Origin of the sequence: Stenotrophomonas maltophilia (genome assembly GCF_047497515.2) — a bacterium.
In the GTDB taxonomy this organism is placed as follows: Bacteria; Pseudomonadota; Gammaproteobacteria; order Xanthomonadales; family Xanthomonadaceae; genus Stenotrophomonas.
Genome location: NZ_JAXAXL020000006.1, coordinates 58,592 through 83,140, shown reverse-complemented (window position 1 = coordinate 83,140; position 24,549 = coordinate 58,592). Strand labels below are relative to the sequence as shown.

The following is a 24,549-nucleotide window of genomic DNA, read 5'->3' as shown; positions in this document are numbered from 1 at the left end:
GCCGGGGCGTGCCCGGCGGCGTTGATCAATCGCGGAAATTGTTGAACTGCAGCGGCAGGTCGAACTTGCCAGCTTTCAGCACGGCGATCGCGTCCTGCAGATCGTCGCGCTTCTTGCCCTGCACACGCAGCTTGTCGCCGTTGATCTGGCTTTCCACCTTCAGCTTGGCGTCCTTCAGCGCAGCGGCGATCTTCTTGGCGATCTTCTGCTCGATGCCCTGCTTGACGGTGATCTTCTGCCGGGCCTGGGCCAGGTTGGTCTCGATGTCGCCAAACTCCAGGCTCAGCACGTCGATGCCGCGCGCAGCCAGGCGGGCACGCAGGATGTCGTTCATCTGCTTGAGCTGGAACTCGGTCGGCGCGGTCTGGTTGATGACCTCGCCGTCGCGTTCGAACTTGGCGTCCACGCCCTTGAAGTCGAAACGGGTGGCCAGCTCACGGTTGGCCTGGTCGATGGCGTTGGTCAGTTCGTGGGTGTCGACTTCGGACACGACGTCGAAGGAAGGCATGGGCGCGGCTCCGCAGGATTCAGTGAGGGCCATTCTATCGTGCCGACCTGCCAGCTTTTTGTAGCGTCGAGCTTGCTCGGCCCAACAATCCGGCGCGGTCGGCGATAATGGGCCATGAACGTGCAACGCTCCCCCTCGCGCGCGGTGGCCTGGATGGTCGCCGCGGTCGCCTGTTTCTCGCTGATGGACGCTGGCATGAAGCAGCTGTCGGCCAGCTACCCGACCCTGGAAGTGACCTTCCTGCGCGGCGCGGCCTCGCTGCCATTCGTGCTGGTCTGGGTGCTGGTCAGTGCCGGGCCGCGGTCGCTGGTGCCACGGCGCTGGGGCCTGCACCTGCTGCGCGGTGCATTGGGCATGGCGATGATCGGCTGCTTCGTGTTCGCCCTGCGCGACCTGCCACTGTCCACCGCCTACACCATCTATTTCGTGGCTCCGCTGCTGATCGCCGCCCTGTCGGTGCCGCTGCTGGGTGAGCGGGTCGGGCCGCGGCGCTGGGTCGCCATCGGCATCGGCTTGGTCGGCGTACTGGTGGTGCTGCGGCCGGGCGTGGACGGCTTCATTTCGGTGCCGGGGTTGATGGTGCTGGCCGCGGCCACCGCCTACGCCGTGGCCGCGATCACGGTCAGCCTGCTGACCCGCACGGATACCTCGCAGTCGATGGTGGTCTGGTTCCTGGTGATCATGGCGATCGGTGCGGGCCTGCTGGCCCTTCCCGGCTGGGTGCCGCTGCAGCTGGCGCACGCGCCGCTGATCGCCGGCATGGGCCTGGCCGGGGCGCTGGGCCAGATTGCCCTGACCAAGGCCTTCCAGCTGGGTGAGGCCTCGATGATCGCACCGCTGGAGTACAGCGGCCTGGTCTGGGTGATCGGCTGGGATCTGGCCTTCTGGGGCCAGTTGCCGGATGCCTACACCTGGGTGGGCGCGGCGATTATCGTCGCTTCTGGCCTGTACCTGCTGCACCGTGAGCGGGTGAACCGGCAGGAGCCGCCAAAGCCGCTGGATCATCCCTGAACCCCGGGGGGGGAGTGCCGGCCGCTGGCCGGCAACTCCTCACGCTGGAGGGATCCGTTGCGGTTGCCGGCCAGCGGCCGGCGCTACGGGTGCGAGGCTTCACGGGCGGCTTAGAACCAAAAGGAATAACATTCTGGCTCATGGCGCGGGCGCGCGACCGCCGGCGCTGGTAGGCTGCACGCCCCCTTCCGTCACCCAGCCGGTGAGCCACGCCTGTGATCGAGTTCCAGCGCCTGCACAAATCCTATGCCGTTGCCGGCCGCGAAGTCAGCGCGCTGCAACCGCTGGACCTGACCATCGAGGCCGGTGAGGTCTTCGGCATCATCGGCCATTCCGGCGCGGGCAAGTCGACCCTGATCCGCATGATCAACCGCCTGGAAGAACCCAGTGGCGGCCGCTTGCTGATCGGTGGCGAGGATGTCACCGCACTGGACGCCGATGGCCTGCGCGCGCTGCGTCGGCGCATCGGCATGATCTTCCAGCACTTCAACCTGCTGTCGTCGCGTACGGTGGCCGGCAATGTCGCCTTCCCGCTGGAGCTGGCCGGCGCGCCGAAGACCGAGATCGATGCGCGCGTGGCCGAGCTGCTGCAGACCGTGGGCCTGGAGGCGCACGCGCAGAAGTACCCGGCGCAGCTTTCCGGCGGCCAGAAGCAGCGCGTGGGTATTGCACGTGCGCTGGCGACCCGCCCGCAGATCCTGCTGTGCGACGAAGCCACCAGTGCGCTCGATCCGCAGACCACCGCCTCGGTGCTGTCGCTGCTGTCGAAGATCAACCGCGAGCTGGGCCTGACCATCGTGCTGATCACCCACGAGATGGATGTGATCCGTCGCGTCTGCGACCGCGTCGCGGTGCTCGACGCCGGGCAGATGGTCGAGACCGGACCGGTCACCCGGGTGTTCCTGCACCCGCAGCACCCGACCACCCGCCGATTCGTCAGCGAATCGGAGCATGTGGACGAAGGCGCGCTGCATCGCGATTTCGACGTGGTGGGCGGACGCATCGTGCGCCTGACCTTCCTCGGTGGCGACACCTACGAGCCCCTGCTGGGCAGCGTCGCGCGCCAGACCGGCGTCGATTACAACATCCTGTCCGGCCGTATCGACCGGATCAAGGACACCCCGTATGGCCAGCTGGTGGTCGCCCTGGTGGGCGGTGACCAGTCCGCCGCGCAGGCCGCGTTCGTGGCTGCCGGCGTGCACGTTGAGGAACTGCGTCGATGATCATCGCCACTGCCGGCGGCTTCTTCCGCCACCTGGATGCGGGCAAGTGGGCCGATATCGGCCAAGCCACCGTCGACACCCTGCTGATGCTGCTCGGTTCGCTGCCGCTGACCCTGGCCATCGGCCTGCCGCTGGGCGTGCTGCTGTACCTGTTCGGTGCGCCGCAGATGAAGCGCCGGCCATTCGCCTACGGCGTGCTGGCGCTGGTGGTGAACCTGCTGCGTTCGGTGCCCTTCATCATCCTGATGATCGTGCTGATTCCGGTCACCCTGTTCCTGATGGGCACGTCACTGGGCGTACGCGGTGCGATCGTGCCGCTGGTCATTGGTGCTGCGCCGTTCTATGCGCGCCTGGTCGAGACCGCGCTGCGCGAGGTGGATCGCGGCGTGATCGAAGCGACCCAGGCGATGGGCGCCACCACCTGGCAGCTGGTCACCCGCGTGCTGTTGCCGGAAGCGCGGCCCGGCCTGATCGCCGGTGCCACGGTCACCACCGTGGCCCTGATCGGTTTCACCGCGATGGGCGGTGCGATCGGTTCCGGCGGCCTGGGCGACCTGGCCTTCCGCGACGGCTACCAGCGTTCGCACACCGACGTGGCCCTGGTCACCGTGGTCCTGCTGCTGGTGCTGGTGCAGCTGCTGCAGATGCTCGGCGACCGCCTGGTCGCGCATTACAGCCGCAAGTAACGGGGTGCCGGGCGGCCCCCGCCATCGCTCGGGTAGTGCCGGCCGCTGGCCGGCAACCTGCAGAACGTCGATGTTGGGCTTGTCATAGCGCGGGACTCTGGAAGCCGCCACGCCCATCAGGAATCGATATCGCCAGACTGGGACTGGCAGCACAGCGCCTTCCTTGGTATGTTCCGTTCAACGTAATACGTTGAACGGAATGATCCGTTCATTCCGCTGCAAGCAGACCCGCGCCCTGTTTGAAGGAACCTGCCCCCGCGCCTGGCGTCCAATCCGGCGCGTGGCAGAACGCAAACTGCAACTGCTCGATTCGGCACAGACGTTGGCCTTCCTCCGCAGCCCGCCCGGGAACCGCCTCGAGGCGCTGTCAGGCGATCGGAGAGGGCAATACAGCCTTCGTATCAACGATCAGTGGCGGCTCTGCTTTACCTGGACCGACAGCGGCGCCGACGCCGTGGAAATTGTTGACTATCACTGAGGTGCCCGCCATGAAGCGTCCCCACAACGGCATGCGCGCCATCCATCCTGGCGAGATCCTGCGCGAAGAGTTCCTGCTGCCCCTGGCGCTGAGCGTGAATGCGCTGGCGAAGGCCTTGGATGTGCCCGCAACGCGACTGCACGCCATCGTGCACGGCCAACGCAGCATTTCGGCGGATACAGCGGCGCGGCTGGCGCGGCATTTCGGTGGGGATGCCGCGTCCTGGCTCGCGATGCAGGCGGCCTACGATCTGAAGACCTTGCCAACACGCAGCGAAATCGAACGCCGGGTGCAGCCACGCGCGGCGTGAAGCCGGTCGCACGGACCCGGCTCCGCAGCCACGACCCGATCAACGCACGTTCGGTACTTCGTAGCCCAGCTTCCCGACCTGCTCAGGGTGCTGCGGCACGCGCTTGAGCTTGTCGGTATTCACGCCGTACTCGTCGCGCAGGCGCTCGGCCAGCTCCTTGTACAGCGCCTTGTCCATGTCCGGGGTGCGCGAGAAGATCCAGGCCATCTCACGGCCCGGGTAGCCGATCAGTGCCCAGGAATAATCCGGTGCGACTTCCAGCACCCGCGAATGGGTCGGGACGACGCGGTAGAACCAGGTGCGCCAGCCGTGGTTGCCGCTGTCCGGATCGACGCTGGCGCGTGCACGCACTTCCTGCAGCGGTTCGCCGAAGCCATCGCGGTAACGGTAGGTGATGCCGACCTTGTGCTCGTCGCGCAGTTCGTACTCGTTGACGCTGGCGACGTGGCCACGTTCGATGAAGTTCGGTACGCGGCCGATCACATACCAGGTCCCCATGAAGCGCTTGAGGTCGATCGGCGCGTCCAGGGCGGCCGCACGCGGGGCGCCGGCACGGGGCGAGGGCGGCTCGCTGGCGGCCACGGCGGGGCCCGCCAGGGACAAGGCCAACAGCACGGCGCAGAGCGGGCGGATCGAAGTCATGCGGGAGCGGGCTCCAGTGGGCTTGCACGCGCATGGTCGACTGTGTGCACGCGATCCGTCAATGGTGTCGCAACCTGTGAGAAGGGCCTTGCCCAAGCTGTGTTGCATTGTCCACCGGAGAAGCCGCATGAACACACGTTCCGTCCGCCGCCCCGCAACTGAACGCGTCAGCTTGGAGCGCGCCGACCCACGCCTGCTGCGCAGCGTGCAGCAACTGGCCCTGGCCGGCGTGGCGCTGGTGCTGGTCTGGCCGGCCGCACGCGGCAGCCATGCCTGGCTGGGCTGGCTGCCGATGTGGCTGGTGGGCATGCCGCTGGTGGCGTGGTGGGCGCTGCTGCGCTTTCCGCTGCCACGCCTGTCGTGGTTGCGGCTGGCGCGACGTACCGGTGGACAGGCACGTCGCCGCAGCCGTGGCGCGGTCCGTGGCCGCCGTGGCTCGACGGCGGCGGCCTGACCTTCGACACGGGGGCGACCGTCGCGATCCGTGCTAGCGTTCCTCGGCTTATGACTGCCTGGAGCTGCAATGTCACGACTCGCTTCCGCCTGCCTGTTGGCCGGCATGATGACCGCTGCCTCGGTGGGGACCGCCGTGGCCGCTGAAGACACCGATCGCTACGCCTGGCTCGAGGACGTCACCGGCGACAAGCCGCTGTCCTGGGTCAAGGAACAGAACGCCAAGTCCGAGGCGCGCCTGGCGCAGACCCCGGCCTTCAAGCAGATGGAGACCAGCATCCGCGAGGTGCTCGACTCCGACGCCAAGATTCCCGCCGTGCAGAAGATCGGCGACTACTACTACAACTTCTGGAAGGACCAGCAGCACGAGCGCGGTCTGTGGCGGCGTACCACCCTGGCCGAGTACCGCAAGGCCTCGCCGCAGTGGGAAACCGTGCTCGATCTGGATGCGCTGAACAAGACCGAGGGTGAGAACTGGGTCTGGCACGGCGCCGACTGCCTGCGCCCGGACTACAGCCGCTGCCTGATCGCGCTGTCGCGCGGTGGTGCCGATGCCGACGTCACCCGCGAGTTCGACCTGGCCAACAAGACCTGGATCAAGGACGGTTTCTTCCGCCCGGAATCGAAGGGTGGCCTCAACTGGATCGATCGCGACACGGTCTTCGTCTACACCGACTTCGGTGCCGGCACGATGACCACCTCCGGTTACCCGCGCGTGGCCAAGCTGTGGAAGCGCGGCACGCCGATGACCTCGGCCAGCGTGGTCTATGAAGGCAAGCCGGAAGACATGTACATCGCGGCGATGCACGATGACACCCCGGGCTTCGAACGCAACCTGGTCAGCCGCACGCTGGCGTTCTACAACAACGAGATCTACCTGCGTGGCGACGATGGCACGCTGACCAAGATCGACGCGCCGAACTCGGCCGAGAAGGGCCTGCACAAGCAGTGGCTGACCCTGGAGCTGCGTGATCCGTGGACCGTCGGTGGCAAGACCTATGCGTCCGGTTCACTGCTGGCGACCAAGCTGGACGACTTCCTGGCCGGCAAGCGCGAATTCGACGTGCTGTTCACCCCGACCGCGACCACCTCGCTGGCCAGCGCCACCTGGACCAAGAGCCATCTGGTGCTGAACGTGCTGGATGACGTCAAGAACCGCCTGTCGGTGCTGACCCCGGGTGCCAATGGCTGGCAGACCAGCCGCTTCGTCGGTGCGCCGGCCTTCGGCACGCTGGGCGTGGCCGCCGTGGACAGCAACGACAGTGACGCGGTGTGGCTGACCGCCACCGATTACCTGACCCCGACCACGCTGGCCCTGGCCGAGATCGGCCAGCCGCCGGAAACGCTGAAGACCATGCCGGCCTTCTTCGATGCCAAGGGCAAGGTGATCGAGCAGCACTTCGCCACCAGCAAGGATGGCACCCGCGTGCCGTACTTCGTGGTGCACGACAAGGCGATGAAGCTCGACGGCTCCAATCCGACCCTGCTGTACGGCTACGGTGGCTTCGAGATCTCGCTGACCCCGAGCTATTCGGGCGGCATGGGCCGCGCCTGGCTGGACAAGGGCGGCGTGTACGTGGTCGCCAACATCCGCGGCGGTGGCGAGTATGGCCCGCGCTGGCACCAGGCGGCGTTGAAGCAGAACCGCCACAAGGCCTATGAAGACATGGCCGCGGTGGCACGCGATCTGGTCAAGCGCAAGATCACCACTGCCAAGCACCTGGGCGTGCAGGGCGGCAGCAACGGTGGCCTGCTGACCGGCAACATGCTCACCCAGTACCCGGAACTGTTCGGTGCGGTGGTGGTGCAGGTGCCGCTGCTGGACATGAAGCGCTACAGCCACCTGCTGGCCGGTGCCTCGTGGATGGCCGAGTACGGCAACCCGGACACCAGCGACTGGGAGTTCATCAAGACCTTCTCGCCGTACCACCTGTTCGACGCGAAGAAGAACTACCCGCCGGTGTTGTTCACCACCTCCACCCGCGATGACCGCGTGCACCCGGGCCATGCCCGCAAGATGGCGGCCAAGATGATCGACGCCGGCAAGGACGTGACCTACTACGAGAACATCGAAGGTGGCCACGGCGGCGCAGCCAACAACGCGCAGGCCGCACACATGTCGGCGCTGGCCTACAGCTTCCTGTGGGAGCGGTTGGGCGGTAAGTGATGGAATGAAAAACGCCGCCCTCGGGCGGCGTTTTTCGTTGGGTCCCCGCATCCACGTATGGCGTCGATCTACCCATGCACCGTGCGTCGGACCCGTAGATCCACGCCATGCGTGGATGCCGTTCGCGCCGGGCGATCAGGCGCCCCAGCGTTTCAACCCGCGCGCAATCCGCGCCACCGCTTCCTGCAACCGCGGCACTTCCTGCGTATACGCCAGCCGCACGTGCTGGTTGGCGCGATGGAAGCCAAAGTCCAGGCCCGGGGTGAATGCCACGTGCTCGGTTTCCAGGAAGTGGGCACAGAACGCCTGCGCGTCGTCGGTGAACGCACTGACGTCGGCGTACAGGTAGAACGCGCCCTGCGGCTCGACTTCGATACGGAAGCCCAGCTCACGCAACGCGGGCAGCAGGAAGTCACGGCGCTGGCGGAACGCTTCGCGGCGCTGCTCGAAGATCGCCATCGATTCCTCGCTGAAGCAGGCCAGCGCGGCATGCTGGGCAATGCTCGATGCGCTGATGTACAGGTTCTGCGCCAGCTTCTCCAGATCAGGCACGGCCGCCGGCGGCGCCACCAGCCAGCCCAGCCGCCAGCCAGTCATGCCGAAGTACTTGGAAAAGCTGTTCAGCACGAACGCGCTGTCGTCCACCTGCAGCACGCTGGGTGCGTCCAGGCCGTAGGTGAGGCCGTGGTAGATCTCATCGACCACCAGATGGCCACCGCGCGCGTGCAGGCTCTGCGACAGTGCCGCCAGTTCATCAGTGGACAGCACGGTGCCGGTGGGATTGGCCGGCGAAGCCACCAGCGCGCCGACGCTGTCGGCATTCCAGTGCTGTTCCACCAGCGAAGGGGTCAGCTGATAGGCGGTATCCGGCCCGACCGGCACCAGCTGTGCGCCGCCTTCGACCAGGCGCAGGAAGTGGCGGTTGCACGGGTAGCCGGGGTCGGCCAGCAGCCAGTGGCGGCCCGGATCGACCAGCAGGCTGCTGGCCAGCAGCAGCGCACCGGAACCCCCCGGGGTGACCAGGATGCGCTCGGGGTCGATGTCCAGCGCGTAGTGGCTGCGATAGAAGCCGCTGATCGCCTGGCGCAGGGCGGGCAGGCCGCGTGCGGCGGTGTAGCGGGTATGGCCGGCGGCCAGTGCGGCCTGGCCCGCGCGTACCACGGGTTCGGCGGTGGTGAAGTCCGGTTCGCCGATCTCCAGGTGGATCACATCGTGGCCGGCCTGTTCCAGCGCCTGCGCGCGGGCCAGCAGGGACATCACGTGGAACGGGGCGATTTCATGGCTGCGCCGGCTGTAGCCCGGCGTGTGGGGCAGGGTACTCATGCGCCCATGGTACGCCGCGTGCCGGGGTAGTGCCGGCCGCTGGCCGGCATTACGGCCCGCTTCGGAGTTCATGAGGTTGCCGGCCAGCGGCCGGCACTACCGGCAGGGTTGCCGGCAGTCCTTCCGCGACCCAGACTCAGGCACAAGGACGCCATTGCATTGCCGCTCAAGGAGCCCTATCTCATGAAATCCACCCTCTGCCTGTTGCTTGCCAGCCTGATGACCACCACCGCTACTGCTGCCACTCCGCCCGTTCCGCCGGATGCCGCCAAGCATCCGCACGTGGTCAAGGCGCCGTTCGGCGCGACCCGCAACGATGACTATTACTGGCTGCGCGACGACAAGCGCGAGAACAAGGACATGCTGGCCTACCTGCAGGCCGAGAATGCCTACGCCGACCAGCTGCTGGCACCGCTGAAGCCGCTGGAAGACACCCTGTACAAGGAGATCGTCGGCCGCATCAAGCAGGACGATTCCAGCGTGCCGGCGCGCGAGCGCGGGTACTGGTACTACAGCCGCTACGAGACCGGCCAGGACTACCCGATCCACGCGCGCCGCAAGGGCAGCATGGAGGCGGCCGAGGAAGTCCTGCTGGACGTCAACGCGATGGCGGCCGGCAAGGGCTACTTCAGCGTCGGCTCGATGGAAGTGAGCCAGGACAACCAGCTGCTGGCCTGGGCCGATGATGACGTCGGCCGCCGCCAGTACACGATCCGCTTCAAGGACCTGGCCACCGGCAAGGTGCTGCCCGATGTGATCACCGGCAGCTCCGGCGACCTGGTGTGGGCCGACGACAACCGCACCGTGCTGTACGTCGAGAACGATCCGGAAACCCTGCTGACCGTGCGCGTCAAAAAGCACGTGCTGGGCACCCCGGCCAGCGCCGACACCGTCGTCTACGAAGAGAAGGATGACAGCTTCTACATGGGCATCGGCCGCACCCGCGACGATCGCTTCATCACCATCGGCGTGCACAGCACCGTGTCCTCGGAAGAGCGCTACGCACCGGCCAGCGACCCGACCACCTTCACCGTGCTGGCGCCACGCCAGCGTGACGTCGAGTACGACGCCGATCATTACGACGGCCGCTGGGTGATCCGCACCAACGACGGTGCGAAGAACTTCAAGCTGGTCACCGCGCCGACCGACGCCACCTCCCGCGCGCAGTGGAAGGACTGGATCGCACACGACGATGCGGTGTTCATCGAAGGCTTCGAGCTGTTCGACAGCTATACCGCCATCGCAGAACGTTCCGAGGGCCTGGAGCGCATCCGCCTGCTGTTCAAGGACGGCCGCAGCGACTACGTGAAGGCCGACGAGCCGGCGTATTCGATGGGCTTGGGCGACAACACCGAGGCCGACACGCCGTGGCTGCGGTACATCTACACCTCGATGACCACCCCGACCACCGTATTCGAGCTGAACACCGCTACCGGCGAGCGCCGTCAGTTGAAGGTGCAGCCGGTGATCGGCTATGACGCCTCGAAGTACGAAACCGATCGCGTCTGGATCACCGCGCGCGATGGCGTGAAGGTGCCGGTGTCGCTGGTCTACCGCAAGGGCTACCAGAAGGACGGCAAGGGTGCGCTGTTCCAGTACGCCTACGGCAGCTACGGCATGTCGATGGACCCGTACTTCAACCAGACCGCGGTGAGCCTGCTCGATCGTGGCGTGGTGTATGCCATCGCCCACATCCGCGGCGGCCAGGAGATGGGCCGCGACTGGTACGAGAACGGCAAGCTGCTGCACAAGCAGAACACCTTCAACGACTTCATCGACGTCACCCGCGGCCTGGTCGCGCAGGGCTGGGCGGCCAAGGATCGCGTCGCCGCGTCCGGTGGCAGCGCCGGTGGCCTGCTGATGGGCGCGGTGGCCAACCAGGCGCCGCAGGACTATCGGGTGATGGTGGCGCAGGTGCCGTTCGTCGACGTGGTCACCACCATGCTCGACCCGACCATTCCGCTGACCACCAACGAATACGACGAGTGGGGCAACCCCGAGCAGAAGCAGTATTACGACTACATGCTGTCCTACTCGCCCTACGACAACGTGAAGCAGCAGGCCTACCCGGCGCTGTTCGTGGGCACCGGCCTGTGGGATTCGCAGGTGCAGTACTGGGAGCCGGCCAAGTGGGTGGCCAAGCTGCGTGACGACAACACCGGCCACTACCCGATCCTGTTCCGCACCAACATGGAAGCCGGCCACGGCGGCAAGTCGGGGCGCTTCCAGCGCTACCGCGAGCTGTCCGAGTCGTACGCGTTCGTGCTGCAGCAGCTGGGCATCGCCCAGCCCTGACGGCGAAGGGGTGCCGGGCGTTGCCGGGCACCCCGAACCGTTATCCTTGCGGCCATGAGCCTGCCCGAGCCCCCCGCATCCCGCGATACCGCCACGCCACCGCGCGTGGTGCGTTTCCGCTGGGCGTGGTGGCTGCTGGCCTACGCCAGCCTGGGCACCGGCATCGTCGGCATCTTCGTGCCGGGGTTGCCGACCACCGTATTCATCCTGATCTCTGCCTGGGCCGCCTCGCGCGGGTCCGAGCGCCTGCACAGCTGGCTGCTGCAGCATCCGCGCTTCGGCCCGGCCATCGCCAACTGGCAGGCGCATGGCGCGGTCAGCCGCTACGGTAAATGGATGGCCACGATCACCATGGCGGTGTGCGCCGGCATCATGCTGTGGTGCGTGCCGATCGCCTGGGTGAAGTGGTTCTCGATCGGCAGCATGACCGTGGTGGCGATCTGGCTGTGGACGCGGCCGCTGCCGCCACCTGTGGATTGAGCGGCTGCGGTAGTGCCGGCCGCTGGCCGGCAACCCGATCCCCTGTACCTACCGCTCAGCCGCCAATGGCTATACTCGGGGCATGAAGATCCCCCATCGAAACGCCATCCTGATTCCGCTGGCAGCGGCCTCGCTGCTGTTCCTTGCCGCCTGCGGCAACAAGGGCCCGCTGGTACTGCCGCAGAAGCCGGTGCCGGTGGAAGAGACCGTCGAACCGGCAGCTGCACCTGAAGCGGCCCCGGCGGCCACGCCGGCCGCGACCCAGCCGACCAGCGACGGCAGCCCCTCGGTCACCCCGGACCCGATCAAGCCGGTGGACGGCGGGAATGAGTAAGGCCGGTTCCACGGCCCTGCGCTTCAGCAAGATGCACGGCGCGGGCAATGATTTCGTAGTGATCGACCTGCGTGATGGCACTGCGCCGCCCACGCCCGAGCTGGCCGCGCGCCTGGCAGACCGTCATACCGGCGTGGGCTGTGATCAGATCCTGACCCTCGAAGCGCCGCGTGTGGAAGGCTCGGTGGCGTCGTACCGGATCTGGAATGCCGACGGTTCCAACTCCGAGCAGTGCGGCAACGGTGCGCGCTGCATTGCCGCGTGGCTGGTGCGCGAGGGCAGTGCGCAGGGCGATGTGTTCGTCATCGACAGCCCGCTGGCCAGCCATGAAGTGAAGGTGCTGGGCGATGGCCAGTTCGCGGTGACCATGGGTGTGCCCGCGTTCGAGCCGGCCAATGTGCCGCTGGTGGGCTTTGCCCACCCGCGCGAGGAATACCTGCTGCCGCTGCAGGGCGAGAGCGTGCGGTTCGCCGCGGTGTCGATGGGCAACCCGCATGCGGTGATCGAAGTGGGCCTGATCGATGCGGCACCGGTCGAGCGCGTCGGTGCGCTGCTGCAACAGCATGCGTCGTTCCCGCGCTCGGTGAACGTGGGGTTTGCCCAGGTGATGGGCCCGGACCATGCGCGCCTGCGCGTGTTCGAGCGTGGCGTCGGCGAAACCCTGGCCTGCGGCAGTGGCGCCTGTGCCGCCGCCGTCACCCTGATGCAGCGCGGCCGGCTGCAGCGTGATGCACGCATCAGCCTGCCCGGTGGCGACCTGCGCATCCAGTGGCCGGGCGATGGCCAGCCGGTGGTGATGGCGGGTCCGACCGCATTCGTCTTCGAAGGGGAGTGGATCGCATGACCGAAACCGTCGACAAGCTCGGGGCCCACGAAGTTGCCGCCTGGTTGCGGCGGCATCCGGGCTTCCTCAAGCAGTTCCCGGATCTGGCCCTGACCCTGGTGGTGCCGCGTGACGACGGCCCGACCGCGTCGCTGGCCAGCTACCAGCTGGAAGTGCTGCGCGAGAAGAACCGCGAGCTGGCACGACGGTTGGCCGACCTGGGCGCGACCGCCCAGGTCAACGAGCGCCTGGCGGTACGCACGCACCAGCTGACCCTGGCGCTGATGAAGCAGGACAACGCCGCCGACACCCTGCGCGCGATGGCCGCTTCATTGCAGGAGGACTTCGCTGGCGACCTGGTACGGCTGGTGGTGCACACGCCCGTGGCCGGGCTGGAGCAGGCTGATTGGCTGCAGGTGATCGCGGCGGATGATCCGCAGCTCGGCCCGTTCCGCGATTGCCTGAAGGACGGCGAGCCGATCTGTGGCCGCCTGCAGCCGGAAAAAAACGCCGTGCTGTATGGCGTGCGCAGCGAGGAAGTGCAGACCACCGCATTGTTGCCGCAGCCGGGCGTGGGCCTGATCGCGGTCGGCAGCCATGATCCGAATCGGTTCTACCCGGGCATGGGCACGTTGTTCCTGCGCATGATGGGCGAGGCGTTGGCGACGGCCCTCAAGCGCTTCGAGGACTGAGCAGGACACGCCGGCGATGAGTGCCGTACAGGCCTTTCTGCAGCACCTGCAGGTGGAGCGGCGGATGTCGGCGCACACGCTCGACGCCTACCGCCGCGACCTCGACGCGTTGTCGGTCTGGGCCGAACCGCGCGGCGTGGCGGTGGAGGCGCTGGAGACCGACGCGGTGCGCCAGTTCGTTGCCGATGAACACCGGCGCGGTCTCTCGGCCAAGAGCCTGCAGCGCCGCTTGTCCGCCTGCCGCAGCTTCTACGCGTGGCTGCTCAAGCACGGGCGCATCGAAGCAAGTCCCGCCGCAACCCTGAAGGCACCCCGTGCGCCGCGGCGGTTGCCGCAGGTGCTCGATGCCGATGAAGCCGTGCAGCTGGTCGAGCTGGAACCGGAAGGTGAGCTCGGCCGCCGCGACCGCGCGCTGCTGGAGCTGTTCTATTCCTCGGGCCTGCGCCTGAGCGAAGTCTGCGCGCTGACCTGGCGCGACCTGGACTTCGCCAGCGGCCTGGTCAACGTGATGGGCAAGGGCAATCGCCAGCGCCGCGTACCGTTCGGCCGGCCGGCGCGTGAGGCGCTGCAAGCGTGGCGAGCGGAAAGCGGGGGCGGCCCGGCATCGCCGGTGTTCCCCGGCCGCAATGGGCCGATCAGCCAGCGTGCAGTGCAGATCCGCATCCGCCAGCTGGCGCAGCGCCAGGGCCTGTTCAAGCACGTGCATCCGCACATGCTGCGGCACAGTTTCGCCAGCCATATCCTGGAATCGTCCGGTGACCTGCGTGGCGTGCAGGAACTGCTCGGCCATGCCGACATCGCCACCACCCAGATCTATACCCACCTCGATTTCCAGCACCTGGCCAAGGTGTACGACGCTGCGCACCCGCGCGCCAAGCGCCGCAGCAAGGACGACAAGGCTGAATAGCCCGCCCTTGATCTGGATCAGGGCAGGTCGAATGCAACCGGCGCACCGTGGCCGCAGGCCACGAGGACACCGCCGCCATGGCGAAGCCCATTCCGTTGCATCCCAAACACCCCGAGCGCATCTGCTGGGGCTGCGACCGTTACTGCGCCGCCGACGCCCTGGCTTGCGGCAACGGCTCCGGCCGCACCCAGCACCCGATCGAGACGCAGGGCGAAGACTGGTACCTCGCCTGGGGGATCGAGCCGAATCCGGAGCGGCCTTCGCACGCCAAGCGCTGAACGGCAGCCATCGGCGCAGGCTTGATCGCACCCGGCGCTGTCCCCATGTCCCGTGAACAGCTATCGGAGGCCGCATGGACCCCAGTCAGAACCCCAACGTTTTCCACGCCACCACCATCGTCTGCGTCCGTCGCGGCGAGCACGTGGCCATTGCCGGCGACGGCCAGGTCACGCTGGGCCACACCGTGATGAAGGGCAATGCGCGCAAGGTGCGCCGCCTCGGCCGCGACGGCCAGGTGCTGGCCGGCTTCGCCGGTGCCGCCGCCGATGCCTTCACCCTGTTCGAGCTGTTCGAGGCCAAGCTGGAAAAGCACGGCCAGCTGCAGCGCGCGGCGGTCGAGCTGGCCAAGGATTGGCGCACCGAGCGCCGCCTGGGCAAGCTGGAAGCCCTGCTGGCGGTGGCCGACAAGGAAACCTCGCTGATCATCAGCGGCACCGGCGATGTGATCGAGCCGGAGGACGGCATCATCGCCATCGGTTCCGGTGGCTCCTACGCGTTGTCGGCCGCCCGCGCGCTGATGGCGCACACCGAACTGGATGCACGCACCATTGCCAGCGAAGCAATCGGCATCGCCGGCGACATCTGCATCTACACCAACCGCAACGTAGTGGTCGAGGAGCTGTGACGGGGAACCCGTCGCAGACATTCCAGATTCGCCGGGCATGGCCCGGCGCTACCGTCCGGGGCCGTTCGGTTCCGGCATCGTAGACAACGAATTCGTGAGCACATCCATGTCGAAGATCGAAGTTTCCTCCGCCACCATGACCCCGCGCGAGATCGTGCAGGAACTGGACCGGCACATCGTCGGCCAGCACGACGCCAAGCGCGCGGTGGCCATCGCCCTGCGCAACCGCTGGCGCCGCATGCAGCTGGTGCCCGAGCTGCGCAATGAAGTGATGCCGAAGAACATCCTGATGATCGGCCCGACCGGCGTCGGCAAGACCGAGATCGCGCGCCGCCTGGCCACGCTGGCCAACGCGCCGTTCGTCAAGGTCGAAGCGACCCGCTTCACCGAAGTGGGCTACGTTGGCAAGGACGTCGAGCAGATCATCCGCGACCTGGCCGATACCGCAGTGAAGCTGTACCGCGAGCAGGCCAAGGTGCGCGTGCGTACGCAGGCCGAAGAGCGTGCCGAAGACCGCATTCTCGATGCGCTGTTGCCGCGTCGCAGCGGCGGCATCGGTTTCGATCCGGACGTGGCCCGCAATGAACCGTCGGCGCAGGACAACGAGACCCGCATCAAGTTCCGCAAGATGCTGCGCAATGGCGAACTGGACGAGCGCGAGATCGAACTCGACCTGGCCGCCAATGTCAGCATGGACATCATGACCCCGCCGGGCATGGAGGAGATGGGGCAGCAGCTGAAGTCGATGTTCGCCAACCTTGGTGGCGGCGCCAAGGCGCACAAGCGCACGCTGACCATCAAGGCCGCGCGCCCGCTGCTGGTGGAAGAAGAGGCCGGCAAGCTGGTCAACGAGGACGATATCCGCACCGCGGCGATCGAAGCCTGCGAACAGCACGGCATCGTCTTCATCGACGAGATCGACAAGGTCGCCAAGCGTGGTGACAACGTCGGTGGTGGCGACGTGTCGCGCGAAGGCGTGCAGCGCGACCTGCTGCCGCTGGTGGAAGGCTCCAACGTGTCCACCAAGTACGGCACGATCAAGACCGACCATATCCTGTTCATCGCGTCGGGCGCGTTCCACCTGGCCAAGCCCAGCGACCTGATTCCGGAGCTGCAGGGTCGCTTCCCGATCCGCGTGGAGCTGGGCGCGCTGAGCAAGAACGATTTCGTGCGCATCCTGACCGAGCCGAAGGCCGCGCTGACCAAGCAGTACGAAGCGCTGTTGGCCACCGAGGGCGTCAAGGTCAGCTTTACCGCCGATGCCATCGAGCGCCTGGCCGAGATCGCCTTCCAGGTGAACGAGCGCCAGGAAAATATCGGTGCCCGTCGCCTGCACACCGTGCTGGAGCGCCTGCTGGATTCGCTCAGCTACGAGGCGCCGGATCGCGACGGCGAGACGCTGGCCATCGACAGTGCCTACGTCGATGCCCACCTGGGCGAGCTGGTGCAGGACCCGGACCTGAGCCGCTACATCCTGTAATGCACAAGGCCGCCGAAAGGCGGCCTTTTTTTTGGCGCGAAGGGCATCCACGCATGGCGTGGATTCACTGTCTGGCCCGGTAGGCCCGCAGTACCTGGTCGATCACCGCGTTGGTGCGGGCGGCACTGAGGCCAGTCGAGGGCGAGCGTCCGTGGCCGCGTAGTTCATCCACGAGGGTGGCAATCAACGGCTGCTGGATCGATGGCGGGTTCGGGATCTCGAACGTCTGCACGCCGGATTCGGTTTCCAGCAGCACCGGAACATCCTCGAAGGTGGCAAAACGCAGCTGCCCACGGTCGCCGGTGATGTCGATCTCATCCTGGCGGCGGAACGCACAGAAACTCCACTGTGCGATGCCGTGCGCACCGGTTCCGGTGCGGAAGCACATCGAGACGCTGTCCTCGGCGGCATACGCGCCTGCCTGCGAACTGGCCAGGCCGCTGACATCGCCCAGCGGGCCCAGCAGATGGTCGAGCAGGTCCAGGGTGTGCGAGCCGAGATCGACGAACAGGCCGCCGCCCGCGATCGCCGGGTTGGTGCGCCAGAAGTCCGGCGACGTGGCATGCGCCGAGTGTGGCCGATGCAGGGTTGCGCGCACGCTGCGCGGCGAACCGATCGCGCCGCTGTCCAGCAACTGCTTGACCTTCGCGAAGCGGGGCAGGGCGCGGCGGTAATAGGCCACGAACACCGGGATGCCGCTGCGTGCGCTGGCCTCCAGGATGCACTCGCACTCGCCAAGGTCCATCGCCATGGGCTTTTCAATATAGACCGGCTTGCCGGCCGCAATCGCCTGCAACGCGTACTGCATGTGGGTGGAGGGCGGCGTGGCGACGTAGATCGCGTTCACCTCCGGATCGGCGATGAGCGCATCGGCATCGGCATACCAGCGCGGAATCGCATGGCGCCGTGCGTAATCCTCGGCCAGTGCCGCATTGCGGCGCATCACTGCAGCCACCCGTGACCCGGGCGTGTTGGCCAGCGCGGGACCGCTCTTCTTCTCGGTGACGCTGCCGCAACCGATGAAGCCCCAGGCCACGTTGTCCAGGATCATCGGTCTGTCCTCTCATGGGTGACGCGAGGGCGGCAGCGACCCACTCACGCCTCGGGCAGCGGCTCGGGCACGGTGCCCGGCACGAACACACCATCCTTCACGTAGGCGGCCAGGGTCATGTCCAGCGCGAGCATGCCGTCGCGCTTGAGGTCCATCAGGTCCGGTTCGACCATCGCACCGTGCAGCACGCCCAGGATGGTCGCGTGCAGCATGCGTGCGGCGATCTTCGGGTCGGCACCGTCGCGCAGCTGGCCCAGGTCGCCGGCCCGGCGCAGGGCGCGCTCCATCCGGTCCAGCGCATCGCGGAAGCCGGCCTGCTGCAGTTCGGTCAACACCTTGGTATCGGCCGAGGCATCGCTGCGCAGCATGATTTCCATGGTCTTGCGCAGGCGCTCGTCCTCGGACAACTCGATGAACGAGTGGATCATCACCGCGCGCAGGTCGTGCACCGGCGTGTCGCGCTGGTCGGTGGAGGTGCGCTCCAGTTCCTGCATGAAAGGCAGATGCACGCGCTCGACGATCGCGGCCAGCACCTCGCCCTTGTTCTTGAAATGCCAGTAGACCGCGCCACGGGTGTACCCGGCGCGGGCACCGATCATCTCCAGCGTGGTACGGGCCACGCCGTGTTCATGGAAGCAGGATTCGGCGGCGTCAAGGATGCCTTCCCGGGTTGCCTGGGTGTCCTCTTTGGTCTTGCGGGCCATGGATGGGTACGAGTGCAGGTGAAACGTGGCTGAATTGTACCGGTTTACAAACAAACAAGCATGTATGTATATTTCGCTCCCATCATTCCCGCCGTGTGCGTGGCAGGCCGTTCCTGCCCACCACTCCACGCCGGTTTGCGTTGTCTGCTGGCGCTTTCGGCCCGTATCAGCGCTTTTTGAGATTCCTCCCCCTTAAGAGCCTTTCCGTCATGTTGCTGAGCCGAATCCGACCCATTGCGCTGTCGCTGGCGATCGCCGCGACCGTGGCTGCCTGCGGCGGCCGACCCCAGGCCCCCGAGCAGGGCCCGGGCGACGTCACCGTGGTCACGCTGAAGTCCGAGACCGTGGGCCTGACCCGCGAACTGCCGGGCCGCACCAATGCCTTCCTGGTCGCCGAGGTGCGTCCGCAGGTCAGCGGCATCGTCGCCAAGCGCCTGTTCACCGAAGGCAGCATGGTCAAGGCCGGCGAACCGCTGTACCAGATCGAGGACGCCAGCTATCGCGCCCAGGCCAACAGCGCCCGCGCCCAGCTGGCGCGCGCCGAGGCCACTGCCAACGCCGCCCGCCTGAGCGCCAAGCGCATCACCGAGCTGGCCAAGGTCGATGCGGTCAGCCAGCAGGACCTGGAAAACGCCGTGGCCGCGCAGAAGCAGGCCGAGGCCGACGTCGGTGCGGCCAAGGCCTCGCTGGACGCGGCCAATGTCACCCTCGGCTACGCCCGCATCACCGCGCCGATCAGCGGCCGCATCGGCAAGTCCAGCGTCACCCAGGGTGCGCTGGTCAGCGCCGGCCAGGCCAACGCGCTGGCCACCGTGCAGCAGCTGGACCCGATCTATGTCGACCTGACCCAGTCCTCGGCCGAGCTGCTGCAGCTTCGCCGCGAACTGGCCGCCGGCCGCCTGCAGGACAACCAGACCCTGCCGGTCAGCATCCTGATGGAAGACGGCAGCACCTTCGAGCACAAGGGCACGCTGGAGTTCTCCGAAGTCAGCGTCGATCCGGCCACCGGCAGCTTCAGCCTGCGCGTGAAGGTGGACAACCCCGATGGCCTGCTGATGCCGGGCATGTACGTGCGTGCGGTGATCGGCGGCGGCGTGCGCAGCGATGCCGTGCTGGTGCCGATGCAGGGCATCGCCCGTGATCCGAAGGGCGACACCACGGCGATGGTGGTCGACAAGGACAACAAGGTCGAAGTGCGCCCGGTCAAGGTCAGCCGCACGGTCGGCGACAAGTGGCTGGTCGATGACGGCCTGAAGGCCGGCGACAAGGTCATTGTCGAAGGCCTGCAGAAGATCGGCCCCGGCATGCCGGTCAAGGCCACCGAGAAGGGCGCTGCACCGGCCAAGCCGGCGGCAGCCGCCCAGCCTGCCGCCCCGGCCGGCGACGCGAAGTAAGCGGAGAACCCCATGGCACGCTTTTTCATCGATCGACCCATCTTCGCGTGGGTCATCGCCATCATCATCATGCTCGCCGGCGGCCTGGCCCTGTTCAAGCTGCCGGTCTCGATGTACCCCAACGTCGCGCCGCCGGCAGTGGAAATCAGCGCCACCTATCCGGGTGCATCGGCCAAGGTGGTCGAGGACTCGGTGACGCAGATCATCGAGCAGAACATGAAGGGCCTTGATGGCCTGATCTACTTCTCCTCCAACAGCTCGTCCAACGGCCAGGCCACCATCACCCTGACCTTCGAGAGCGGCACCAACCCGGACATTGCCCAGGTGCAGGTGCAGAACAAGCTGCAGCTGGCCATGCCGCTGCTGCCGCAGGAAGTGCAGCGGCAGGGCATCAACGTGGCCAAGTCCAGCTCGGGCTTCCTGAACGTCATCGCGTTCGTGTCCGAGAACGGCAGCATGGACGCCAACGACATCGCCGACTACGTCGGTTCCAACGTCGTCGATCGCCTGAGCCGCGTGCCGGGCGTGGGCAACATCCAGGTGTTCGGTGGCAAGTACGCCATGCGCATCTGGCTGGACCCGAACAAGCTGCACACCTATGGCCTGTCGGTTGCCGAAGTGACCGCAGCGGTGAAGGCACAGAACGCCCAGGTGGCCATCGGCCAGCTCGGCGGTGCGCCGTCGGTGAAGGGCCAGCAGCTCAACGCCACCATCAACGCGCAGTCGCGCCTGCAGACCCCGGAGCAGTTCCGCAACATCATCGTGCGCGGTGCGCAGGACGGTGCCGAGCTGCGCCTGGGTGATGTCGCCCGCGTCGAACTGGGTGCCGAGTCCTACGACTTCGTCACCCGCTACAACGGCCAGCCGGCCAGCGGCCTGGCGGTCACCCTGGCCACCGGCGCCAACGCGCTGGACACCGCCGCCGGCGTGGATGCCGCGCTGCAGGACATGAAGAGCTTCTTCCCGGCCGGCCTGAAGGCCGAGATCCCGTACGACACCACCCCGTTCGTGCGCGTGTCGATCAAGGGTGTGGTGCAGACCCTGATCGAAGCGATCGTGCTGGTGTTCGTGGTGATGTACCTGTTCCTGCAGAACTTCCGCGCCACCCTGATTCCGACCATCGCCGTGCCGGTGGTGCTGCTGGGTACCTTCGGCGTGCTGGCGATGCTGGGCTTCTCGGTGAACATGCTGACCATGTTCGCGATGGTGCTGGCCATCGGCCTGCTGGTGGACGATGCCATCGTGGTGGTGGAGAACGTCGAGCGCATCATGTCCGAGGAAGGACTGTCGCCACTGGAGGCCACCCGCAAGTCGATGGGCCAGATCACCGGTGCGCTGGTGGGTATCGGCCTGGTGCTGTCGGCGGTGTTCGTGCCGATGGCCTTCATGAGCGGCTCCACCGGCGTGATCTACCGCCAGTTCTCGGCCACGATCGTCTCGGCGATGGCATTGTCGGTGCTGGTGGCGATCGTGCTGACCCCGGCGCTGTGCGCGACCATGCTCAAGCCGCTGAAGAAGGGTGAGCACCACGTCGCCCATCGCGGCCTGGCCGGTCGCTTCTTCAATGGCTTCAACCGTGGTTTCGACCGCACCAGCGAAAGCTACCAGCGCGGCGTGCGCGGCATCATCCACCGTCCGTGGCGTTTCATGGGCATCGTGGCGGCGCTCTTCGTGCTGATGGGCGTGCTGTTCGTGCGCCTGCCCAGTTCGTTCCTGCCCAACGAAGACCAGGGCGTGCTGATGGCGCTGGTGCAGGCACCGGTCGGTGCCACCCAGGAGCGTACGCTGGAGTCGATCCAGGCACTGGAAAACCACTTCCTGCAGAACGAAAAGGATGCAGTGGAGTCGGTATTCTCGGTGCAGGGCTTCAGCTTCGCCGGCATGGGCCAGAACGCGGGCATGGCCTTCGTCAAGCTGAAGGACTGGAGCGAGCGTGACGCCGACAATGGCGTGATGCCGATCACCGGACGCGCGATGGCGGCCCTGGGCCAGATCAAGGATGCCTTCATCTTCGCCTTCCCGCCGCCGGCCATTCCGGAACTGGGTACCGCCTCGGGCTACACCTTCTTCCTGAAGGACAACAGTGGCCAGGGCCACGAGGCCCTGGTGGCCGCGCGCAACCAGCTGCTCGGCCTCGCTGCCGGCAGCAAGAAGCTGGCCAACGTGCGTCCGAACGGCCAGGAAGACACGCCGCAGTTCCGCATCGACATCGATGCGGCCAAGGCGACCTCGCTGGGGCTGTCGATCGACCAGATCAACGGCACCCTGGCCGCCGCGTGGGGCAGTTCGTACATCGATGACTTCGTCGATCGCGGCCGCGTCAAGCGCGTGTTCGTGCAGGCCGACCAGCCGTTCCGCATGGTGCCGGAGGACTTCGACCTCTGGTCGGTGAAGAACGACAAGGGCGAGATGGTGCCGTTCAGCGCGTTCGCCACCAAGCATTGGGACTACGGCTCACCGCGCCTGGAGCGCTACAACGGTGTGTCGGCGATGGAAATCCAGGGCGAACCGGCCCCGGGTGTCGCTTCGGGCGATGCCATGGCCGAGATCGAACAGCTGGCCAAGCAGCTGCCGGCAGGCTTCGGCATCGAGTGGACGGCGATGTCCTACCAGGAACGCCAGGCTGGCTCGCAGACGCCGTTGCTGTACACGCTGTCGCTGATGATCGTGTTCCTGTGCCTGGCGGCGATGTATGAAAGCTGGAGCGTGCCGACCGCGGTGCTGTTGGCCGCCCCGCTGGGTATCCTCGGCGCGGTGCTGGCCAACACGTTCAAGGGCCTGGAGCGCGACATCTACTTCCAGGTGGCGATGCTGACCACGGTGGGCCTGACCAGCAAGAACGCGATCCTGATCGTCGAGTTCGCCAAGGAAAACCTGGAGAAGGGCGTGGGGCTTATCGAGTCGATCATGCATGCCGTGCGCGACCGCCTGCGCCCGATCGTGATGACCTCGCTGGCCTTCGGCATGGGCGTGGTGCCGCTGGCGATCTCCACCGGTGCCGGCTCCGGCGCCAAGCAGGCGATCGGCACCGGCGTGCTCGGCGGCATGATCGTTGGCACTGCGCTTGGCGTGTTCTTCGTGCCGCTGTTCTTCGTGGTGGTGCAGCGCGTGTTCAAGCGCAAATCCGCGACGTAAGCGAAATGGTCGCGCCGGCCCCAGGCTGGCGTTATCGAAGCGGTAGTGCCGGCCGCTGGCCGGCATCACCTCCTGCCTTCCGGCAGTACCGATGGAAGTCATCCCCATGAAAAGTGCATCCCTGTTCCTTTCCATCGCCGCCGTGCTCGCGCTGGGCGGCTGCTCCACCCTGGCCCCGAAGGACACCGCGGTCGCTCCGGCGATACCGGCGCAGTGGCCGGCAGAAGCCACGCAGGGCCAGGTGGCCGATGTCGCCGCCGTCGGTTGGCGCGACTTCTTCACCGATGCGCGCCTGCAGCAGGTGATCGACCAGTCGCTGCAGAACAACCGCGACCTGCGCGTGGCCGTGCTCAATGTCGAGCGCGCGCGTGGCCAGTACCGCGTGCAGCGTGCCGATCGTGTTCCCGGCGTGGCCGTGACTGGCCAGATGCAGCGCCAGGGCACCGATGCCGGTGTCACCGAGCAGTTCAGCGCCGGTGTCGGCGTGGCCGAGTTCGAACTGGACCTGTTCGGCCGCGTGCGCAATCTCAGTGAGGCGGCGCTGCAGCAGTACTTTGCCGTAGCCGCCAACCGCCGCAATGCGCAGCTGAGCCTGGTGGCCGAGACCGCCACCGCATGGCTGACCTACGGCGCCGATGCGCAGCGGCTTAAGATTGCCGATGCAACGCTGAAGACCTACGAGGATTCGCTGCGCCTGGCCGAAGCCCGCCACGAGCGCGGCGGCAGTTCGGCACTGGAACTGAGCCAGACCCGCACGCTGGTGGAAACCGCGCGCACTGACGCTGCACGCCTGCGTGGCCAACTGGCCCAGGACCGCAATGCGCTGGCCTTGCTGGCCGGTGGCCAGCTCGATGCGGGGCTGCTGCCGGACAGCGTCGAACCGCAGCTGCTGGCACTGGCGCCGCCGCCGGCAGGCCTGCCCAGCGATGTGCTGCTGCAACGCCCGGACATCATGGCGGCCGAACACCAGCTGCTGGCCGCCAACGCCAACATCGGCGCGGCACGCGCAGCGTTCTTCCCGAGCATCTCGCTGACCGGCAGCATCGGCAGTGGGTCGACCGAACTGTCCAACCTGTTCGACAGCGGCACCCGCGTGTGGAGCTTCCTGCCCAAGATCACCCTGCCGATCTTCCAGGGCGGCAAGCTGCGCGCCAACCTGGCCATTGCCAATGCCGACCGCGATATCGCACTGGCGCAGTATGAGAAGTCGATCCAGGTCGGCTTCCGCGAAACCGCCGACGCGCTGGCGCTGAATGCCAGCCTGGATGAACAGGTGAGCGCGCAGCAACGCCTGGTGGATGCGGCCGAGCAGGCCAACCGCCTGTCGCAGGCGCGCTACGACGCGGGACTGGACAGCTTTGTCACCCTGCTCGATGCACGTCGCACCGCCTACACCGCGCAGCAGACCCGCGTGCAGGCCGAACTGGCGCAGCAGGCCAACCGCATCACCCTGTACAAGGTGCTGGGCGGCGGCTGGCACGAGCGCAGCTGAGAGAAGCCGGCCAGCGGCCGGCGCTACCTGGATGATCGGTGGTAGTGCCGGCCGCTG

The 24,549-nt window shown here is 66.9% G+C and carries 24 protein-coding genes; 19 read left to right on the top strand and 5 right to left on the bottom strand.

From position 1 onward, the window contains the following. Window positions 1-25 precede the first annotated feature (25 nt). The gene (locus ACMZPQ_RS11015) at window positions 26-508 is read right to left on the bottom strand and encodes a YajQ family cyclic di-GMP-binding protein (protein WP_197580899.1); all 483 of its coding nucleotides are present in this window, start codon (window positions 506-508) and stop codon (window positions 26-28) included. A gap of 114 nt (window positions 509-622) precedes the next feature. Here ACMZPQ_RS11015 and ACMZPQ_RS11010 point away from each other — a divergent pair, with 114 nt between their 5' ends. From ACMZPQ_RS11010 to ACMZPQ_RS10990, 5 genes are all read left to right on the top strand, one after another. Continuing rightward, entirely contained in the window at window positions 623-1,519 is an 897-nt protein-coding gene (locus ACMZPQ_RS11010; RefSeq protein WP_106550936.1) for a DMT family transporter, read from the top strand. A 215-nt stretch (window positions 1,520-1,734) separates the two neighbouring features. Next, on the top strand, window positions 1,735-2,742 hold the full coding sequence (locus ACMZPQ_RS11005; protein ID WP_197580898.1) for a methionine ABC transporter ATP-binding protein: 1,008 nt from the start codon (window positions 1,735-1,737) through the stop codon (window positions 2,740-2,742). Beyond that, complete coding sequence (locus tag ACMZPQ_RS11000) at window positions 2,739-3,428, top strand: methionine ABC transporter permease (protein ID WP_197580897.1); 690 nt, start codon at window positions 2,739-2,741, stop codon at window positions 3,426-3,428. Before ACMZPQ_RS11005 ends, ACMZPQ_RS11000 begins: the two co-directional genes overlap by 4 nt. A 199-nt stretch (window positions 3,429-3,627) precedes the next feature. Next, window positions 3,628-3,906, top strand: coding sequence for a type II toxin-antitoxin system RelE/ParE family toxin (locus ACMZPQ_RS10995; RefSeq protein ID WP_053450845.1), 279 nt, complete (start codon window positions 3,628-3,630; stop codon window positions 3,904-3,906). Window positions 3,907-3,916: 10 nt separating this feature from the next. Beyond that, window positions 3,917-4,216, top strand: coding sequence for a HigA family addiction module antitoxin (locus ACMZPQ_RS10990; protein WP_006471116.1), 300 nt, complete (start codon window positions 3,917-3,919; stop codon window positions 4,214-4,216). 39 nt (window positions 4,217-4,255) lie between these two features. Here ACMZPQ_RS10990 and ACMZPQ_RS10985 read toward each other — a convergent pair whose 3' ends face one another. Next, window positions 4,256-4,858, bottom strand: coding sequence for a lipocalin family protein (locus ACMZPQ_RS10985; RefSeq protein ID WP_197580896.1), 603 nt, complete (start codon window positions 4,856-4,858; stop codon window positions 4,256-4,258). Between the two features lie 127 nt (window positions 4,859-4,985). On the opposite strand from ACMZPQ_RS10985, the gene ACMZPQ_RS10980 reads away from it, so the two are divergent. Together ACMZPQ_RS10980 and ACMZPQ_RS10975 are read left to right on the top strand one after the other, a co-directional pair. Further along, a complete protein-coding gene (locus ACMZPQ_RS10980) occupies window positions 4,986-5,312 on the top strand; it encodes a hypothetical protein (protein WP_197580895.1) in 327 nt (108 codons plus the stop codon). Between the two features lie 69 nt (window positions 5,313-5,381). Continuing rightward, a complete protein-coding gene (locus ACMZPQ_RS10975) occupies window positions 5,382-7,478 on the top strand; it encodes a prolyl oligopeptidase family serine peptidase (RefSeq protein ID WP_197580894.1) in 2,097 nt (698 codons plus the stop codon). 135 nt (window positions 7,479-7,613) lie between these two features. Here ACMZPQ_RS10975 and ACMZPQ_RS10970 read toward each other — a convergent pair whose 3' ends face one another. Continuing rightward, window positions 7,614-8,801, bottom strand: a complete 1,188-nt coding sequence (locus tag ACMZPQ_RS10970; RefSeq protein WP_197580893.1) for a pyridoxal phosphate-dependent aminotransferase — start codon at window positions 8,799-8,801, stop codon at window positions 7,614-7,616. Between the two features lie 183 nt (window positions 8,802-8,984). On the opposite strand from ACMZPQ_RS10970, the gene ACMZPQ_RS10965 reads away from it, so the two are divergent. The 9 genes from ACMZPQ_RS10965 to hslU all read left to right on the top strand — a co-directional run bounded on the left by ACMZPQ_RS10965 (window position 8,985) and on the right by hslU (window position 16,716). Further along, a complete protein-coding gene (locus ACMZPQ_RS10965; protein WP_197583377.1) occupies window positions 8,985-11,096 on the top strand; it encodes a prolyl oligopeptidase family serine peptidase in 2,112 nt (703 codons plus the stop codon). A gap of 54 nt (window positions 11,097-11,150) precedes the next feature. Next, window positions 11,151-11,576, top strand: coding sequence for a YbaN family protein (locus ACMZPQ_RS10960; protein WP_197583378.1), 426 nt, complete (start codon window positions 11,151-11,153; stop codon window positions 11,574-11,576). Between the two features lie 82 nt (window positions 11,577-11,658). Further along, the gene (gene lptM, locus ACMZPQ_RS10955; RefSeq protein ID WP_197583379.1) at window positions 11,659-11,910 is read left to right on the top strand and encodes an LPS translocon maturation chaperone LptM; all 252 of its coding nucleotides are present in this window, start codon (window positions 11,659-11,661) and stop codon (window positions 11,908-11,910) included. Further along, complete coding sequence (dapF, locus tag ACMZPQ_RS10950) at window positions 11,903-12,754, top strand: diaminopimelate epimerase (RefSeq protein WP_197583380.1); 852 nt, start codon at window positions 11,903-11,905, stop codon at window positions 12,752-12,754. Before lptM ends, dapF begins: the two co-directional genes overlap by 8 nt. Further along, complete coding sequence (locus ACMZPQ_RS10945) at window positions 12,751-13,425, top strand: DUF484 family protein (RefSeq protein WP_197583381.1); 675 nt, start codon at window positions 12,751-12,753, stop codon at window positions 13,423-13,425. Before dapF ends, ACMZPQ_RS10945 begins: the two co-directional genes overlap by 4 nt. A gap of 16 nt (window positions 13,426-13,441) precedes the next feature. Beyond that, window positions 13,442-14,332: a tyrosine recombinase XerC gene (xerC, locus tag ACMZPQ_RS10940; protein WP_197583382.1), complete on the top strand. Its 891-nt coding sequence runs from the start codon at window positions 13,442-13,444 to the stop codon at window positions 14,330-14,332. Between the two features lie 77 nt (window positions 14,333-14,409). Next, window positions 14,410-14,610 (top strand): DUF3079 domain-containing protein, encoded by a 201-nt coding sequence (locus ACMZPQ_RS10935; RefSeq protein ID WP_197583383.1) that lies wholly within the window; start codon window positions 14,410-14,412, stop codon window positions 14,608-14,610. Window positions 14,611-14,684: 74 nt separating this feature from the next. Then, window positions 14,685-15,236: an ATP-dependent protease subunit HslV gene (gene hslV, locus ACMZPQ_RS10930; protein WP_005411093.1), complete on the top strand. Its 552-nt coding sequence runs from the start codon at window positions 14,685-14,687 to the stop codon at window positions 15,234-15,236. A gap of 106 nt (window positions 15,237-15,342) precedes the next feature. Then, entirely contained in the window at window positions 15,343-16,716 is a 1,374-nt protein-coding gene (gene hslU, locus ACMZPQ_RS10925; protein WP_197583384.1) for an ATP-dependent protease ATPase subunit HslU, read from the top strand. 64 nt (window positions 16,717-16,780) lie between these two features. Here hslU and ACMZPQ_RS10920 read toward each other — a convergent pair whose 3' ends face one another. Both ACMZPQ_RS10920 and smeT read right to left on the bottom strand, forming a co-directional pair. Next, window positions 16,781-17,767, bottom strand: coding sequence for a Gfo/Idh/MocA family protein (locus ACMZPQ_RS10920; protein WP_197583385.1), 987 nt, complete (start codon window positions 17,765-17,767; stop codon window positions 16,781-16,783). Window positions 17,768-17,811: 44 nt separating this feature from the next. Continuing rightward, on the bottom strand, window positions 17,812-18,471 hold the full coding sequence (gene smeT / locus ACMZPQ_RS10915) for an efflux transporter SmeDEF transcriptional repressor SmeT (RefSeq protein WP_414485972.1): 660 nt from the start codon (window positions 18,469-18,471) through the stop codon (window positions 17,812-17,814). Between the two features lie 209 nt (window positions 18,472-18,680). Here smeT and smeD point away from each other — a divergent pair, with 209 nt between their 5' ends. The 3 genes from smeD (at window position 18,681) to smeF (ending at window position 24,492) form a co-directional block, all read left to right on the top strand. Beyond that, entirely contained in the window at window positions 18,681-19,865 is a 1,185-nt protein-coding gene (gene smeD / locus ACMZPQ_RS10910; protein ID WP_197583387.1) for a multidrug efflux RND transporter periplasmic adaptor subunit SmeD, read from the top strand. A 12-nt stretch (window positions 19,866-19,877) separates the two neighbouring features. Beyond that, window positions 19,878-23,000, top strand: a complete 3,123-nt coding sequence (gene smeE, locus ACMZPQ_RS10905) for a multidrug efflux RND transporter permease subunit SmeE (RefSeq protein WP_197583388.1) — start codon at window positions 19,878-19,880, stop codon at window positions 22,998-23,000. A 91-nt stretch (window positions 23,001-23,091) separates the two neighbouring features. Then, the gene (gene smeF, locus ACMZPQ_RS10900; protein ID WP_197583389.1) at window positions 23,092-24,492 is read left to right on the top strand and encodes an efflux transporter outer membrane subunit; all 1,401 of its coding nucleotides are present in this window, start codon (window positions 23,092-23,094) and stop codon (window positions 24,490-24,492) included. Window positions 24,493-24,549 lie beyond the last annotated feature (57 nt).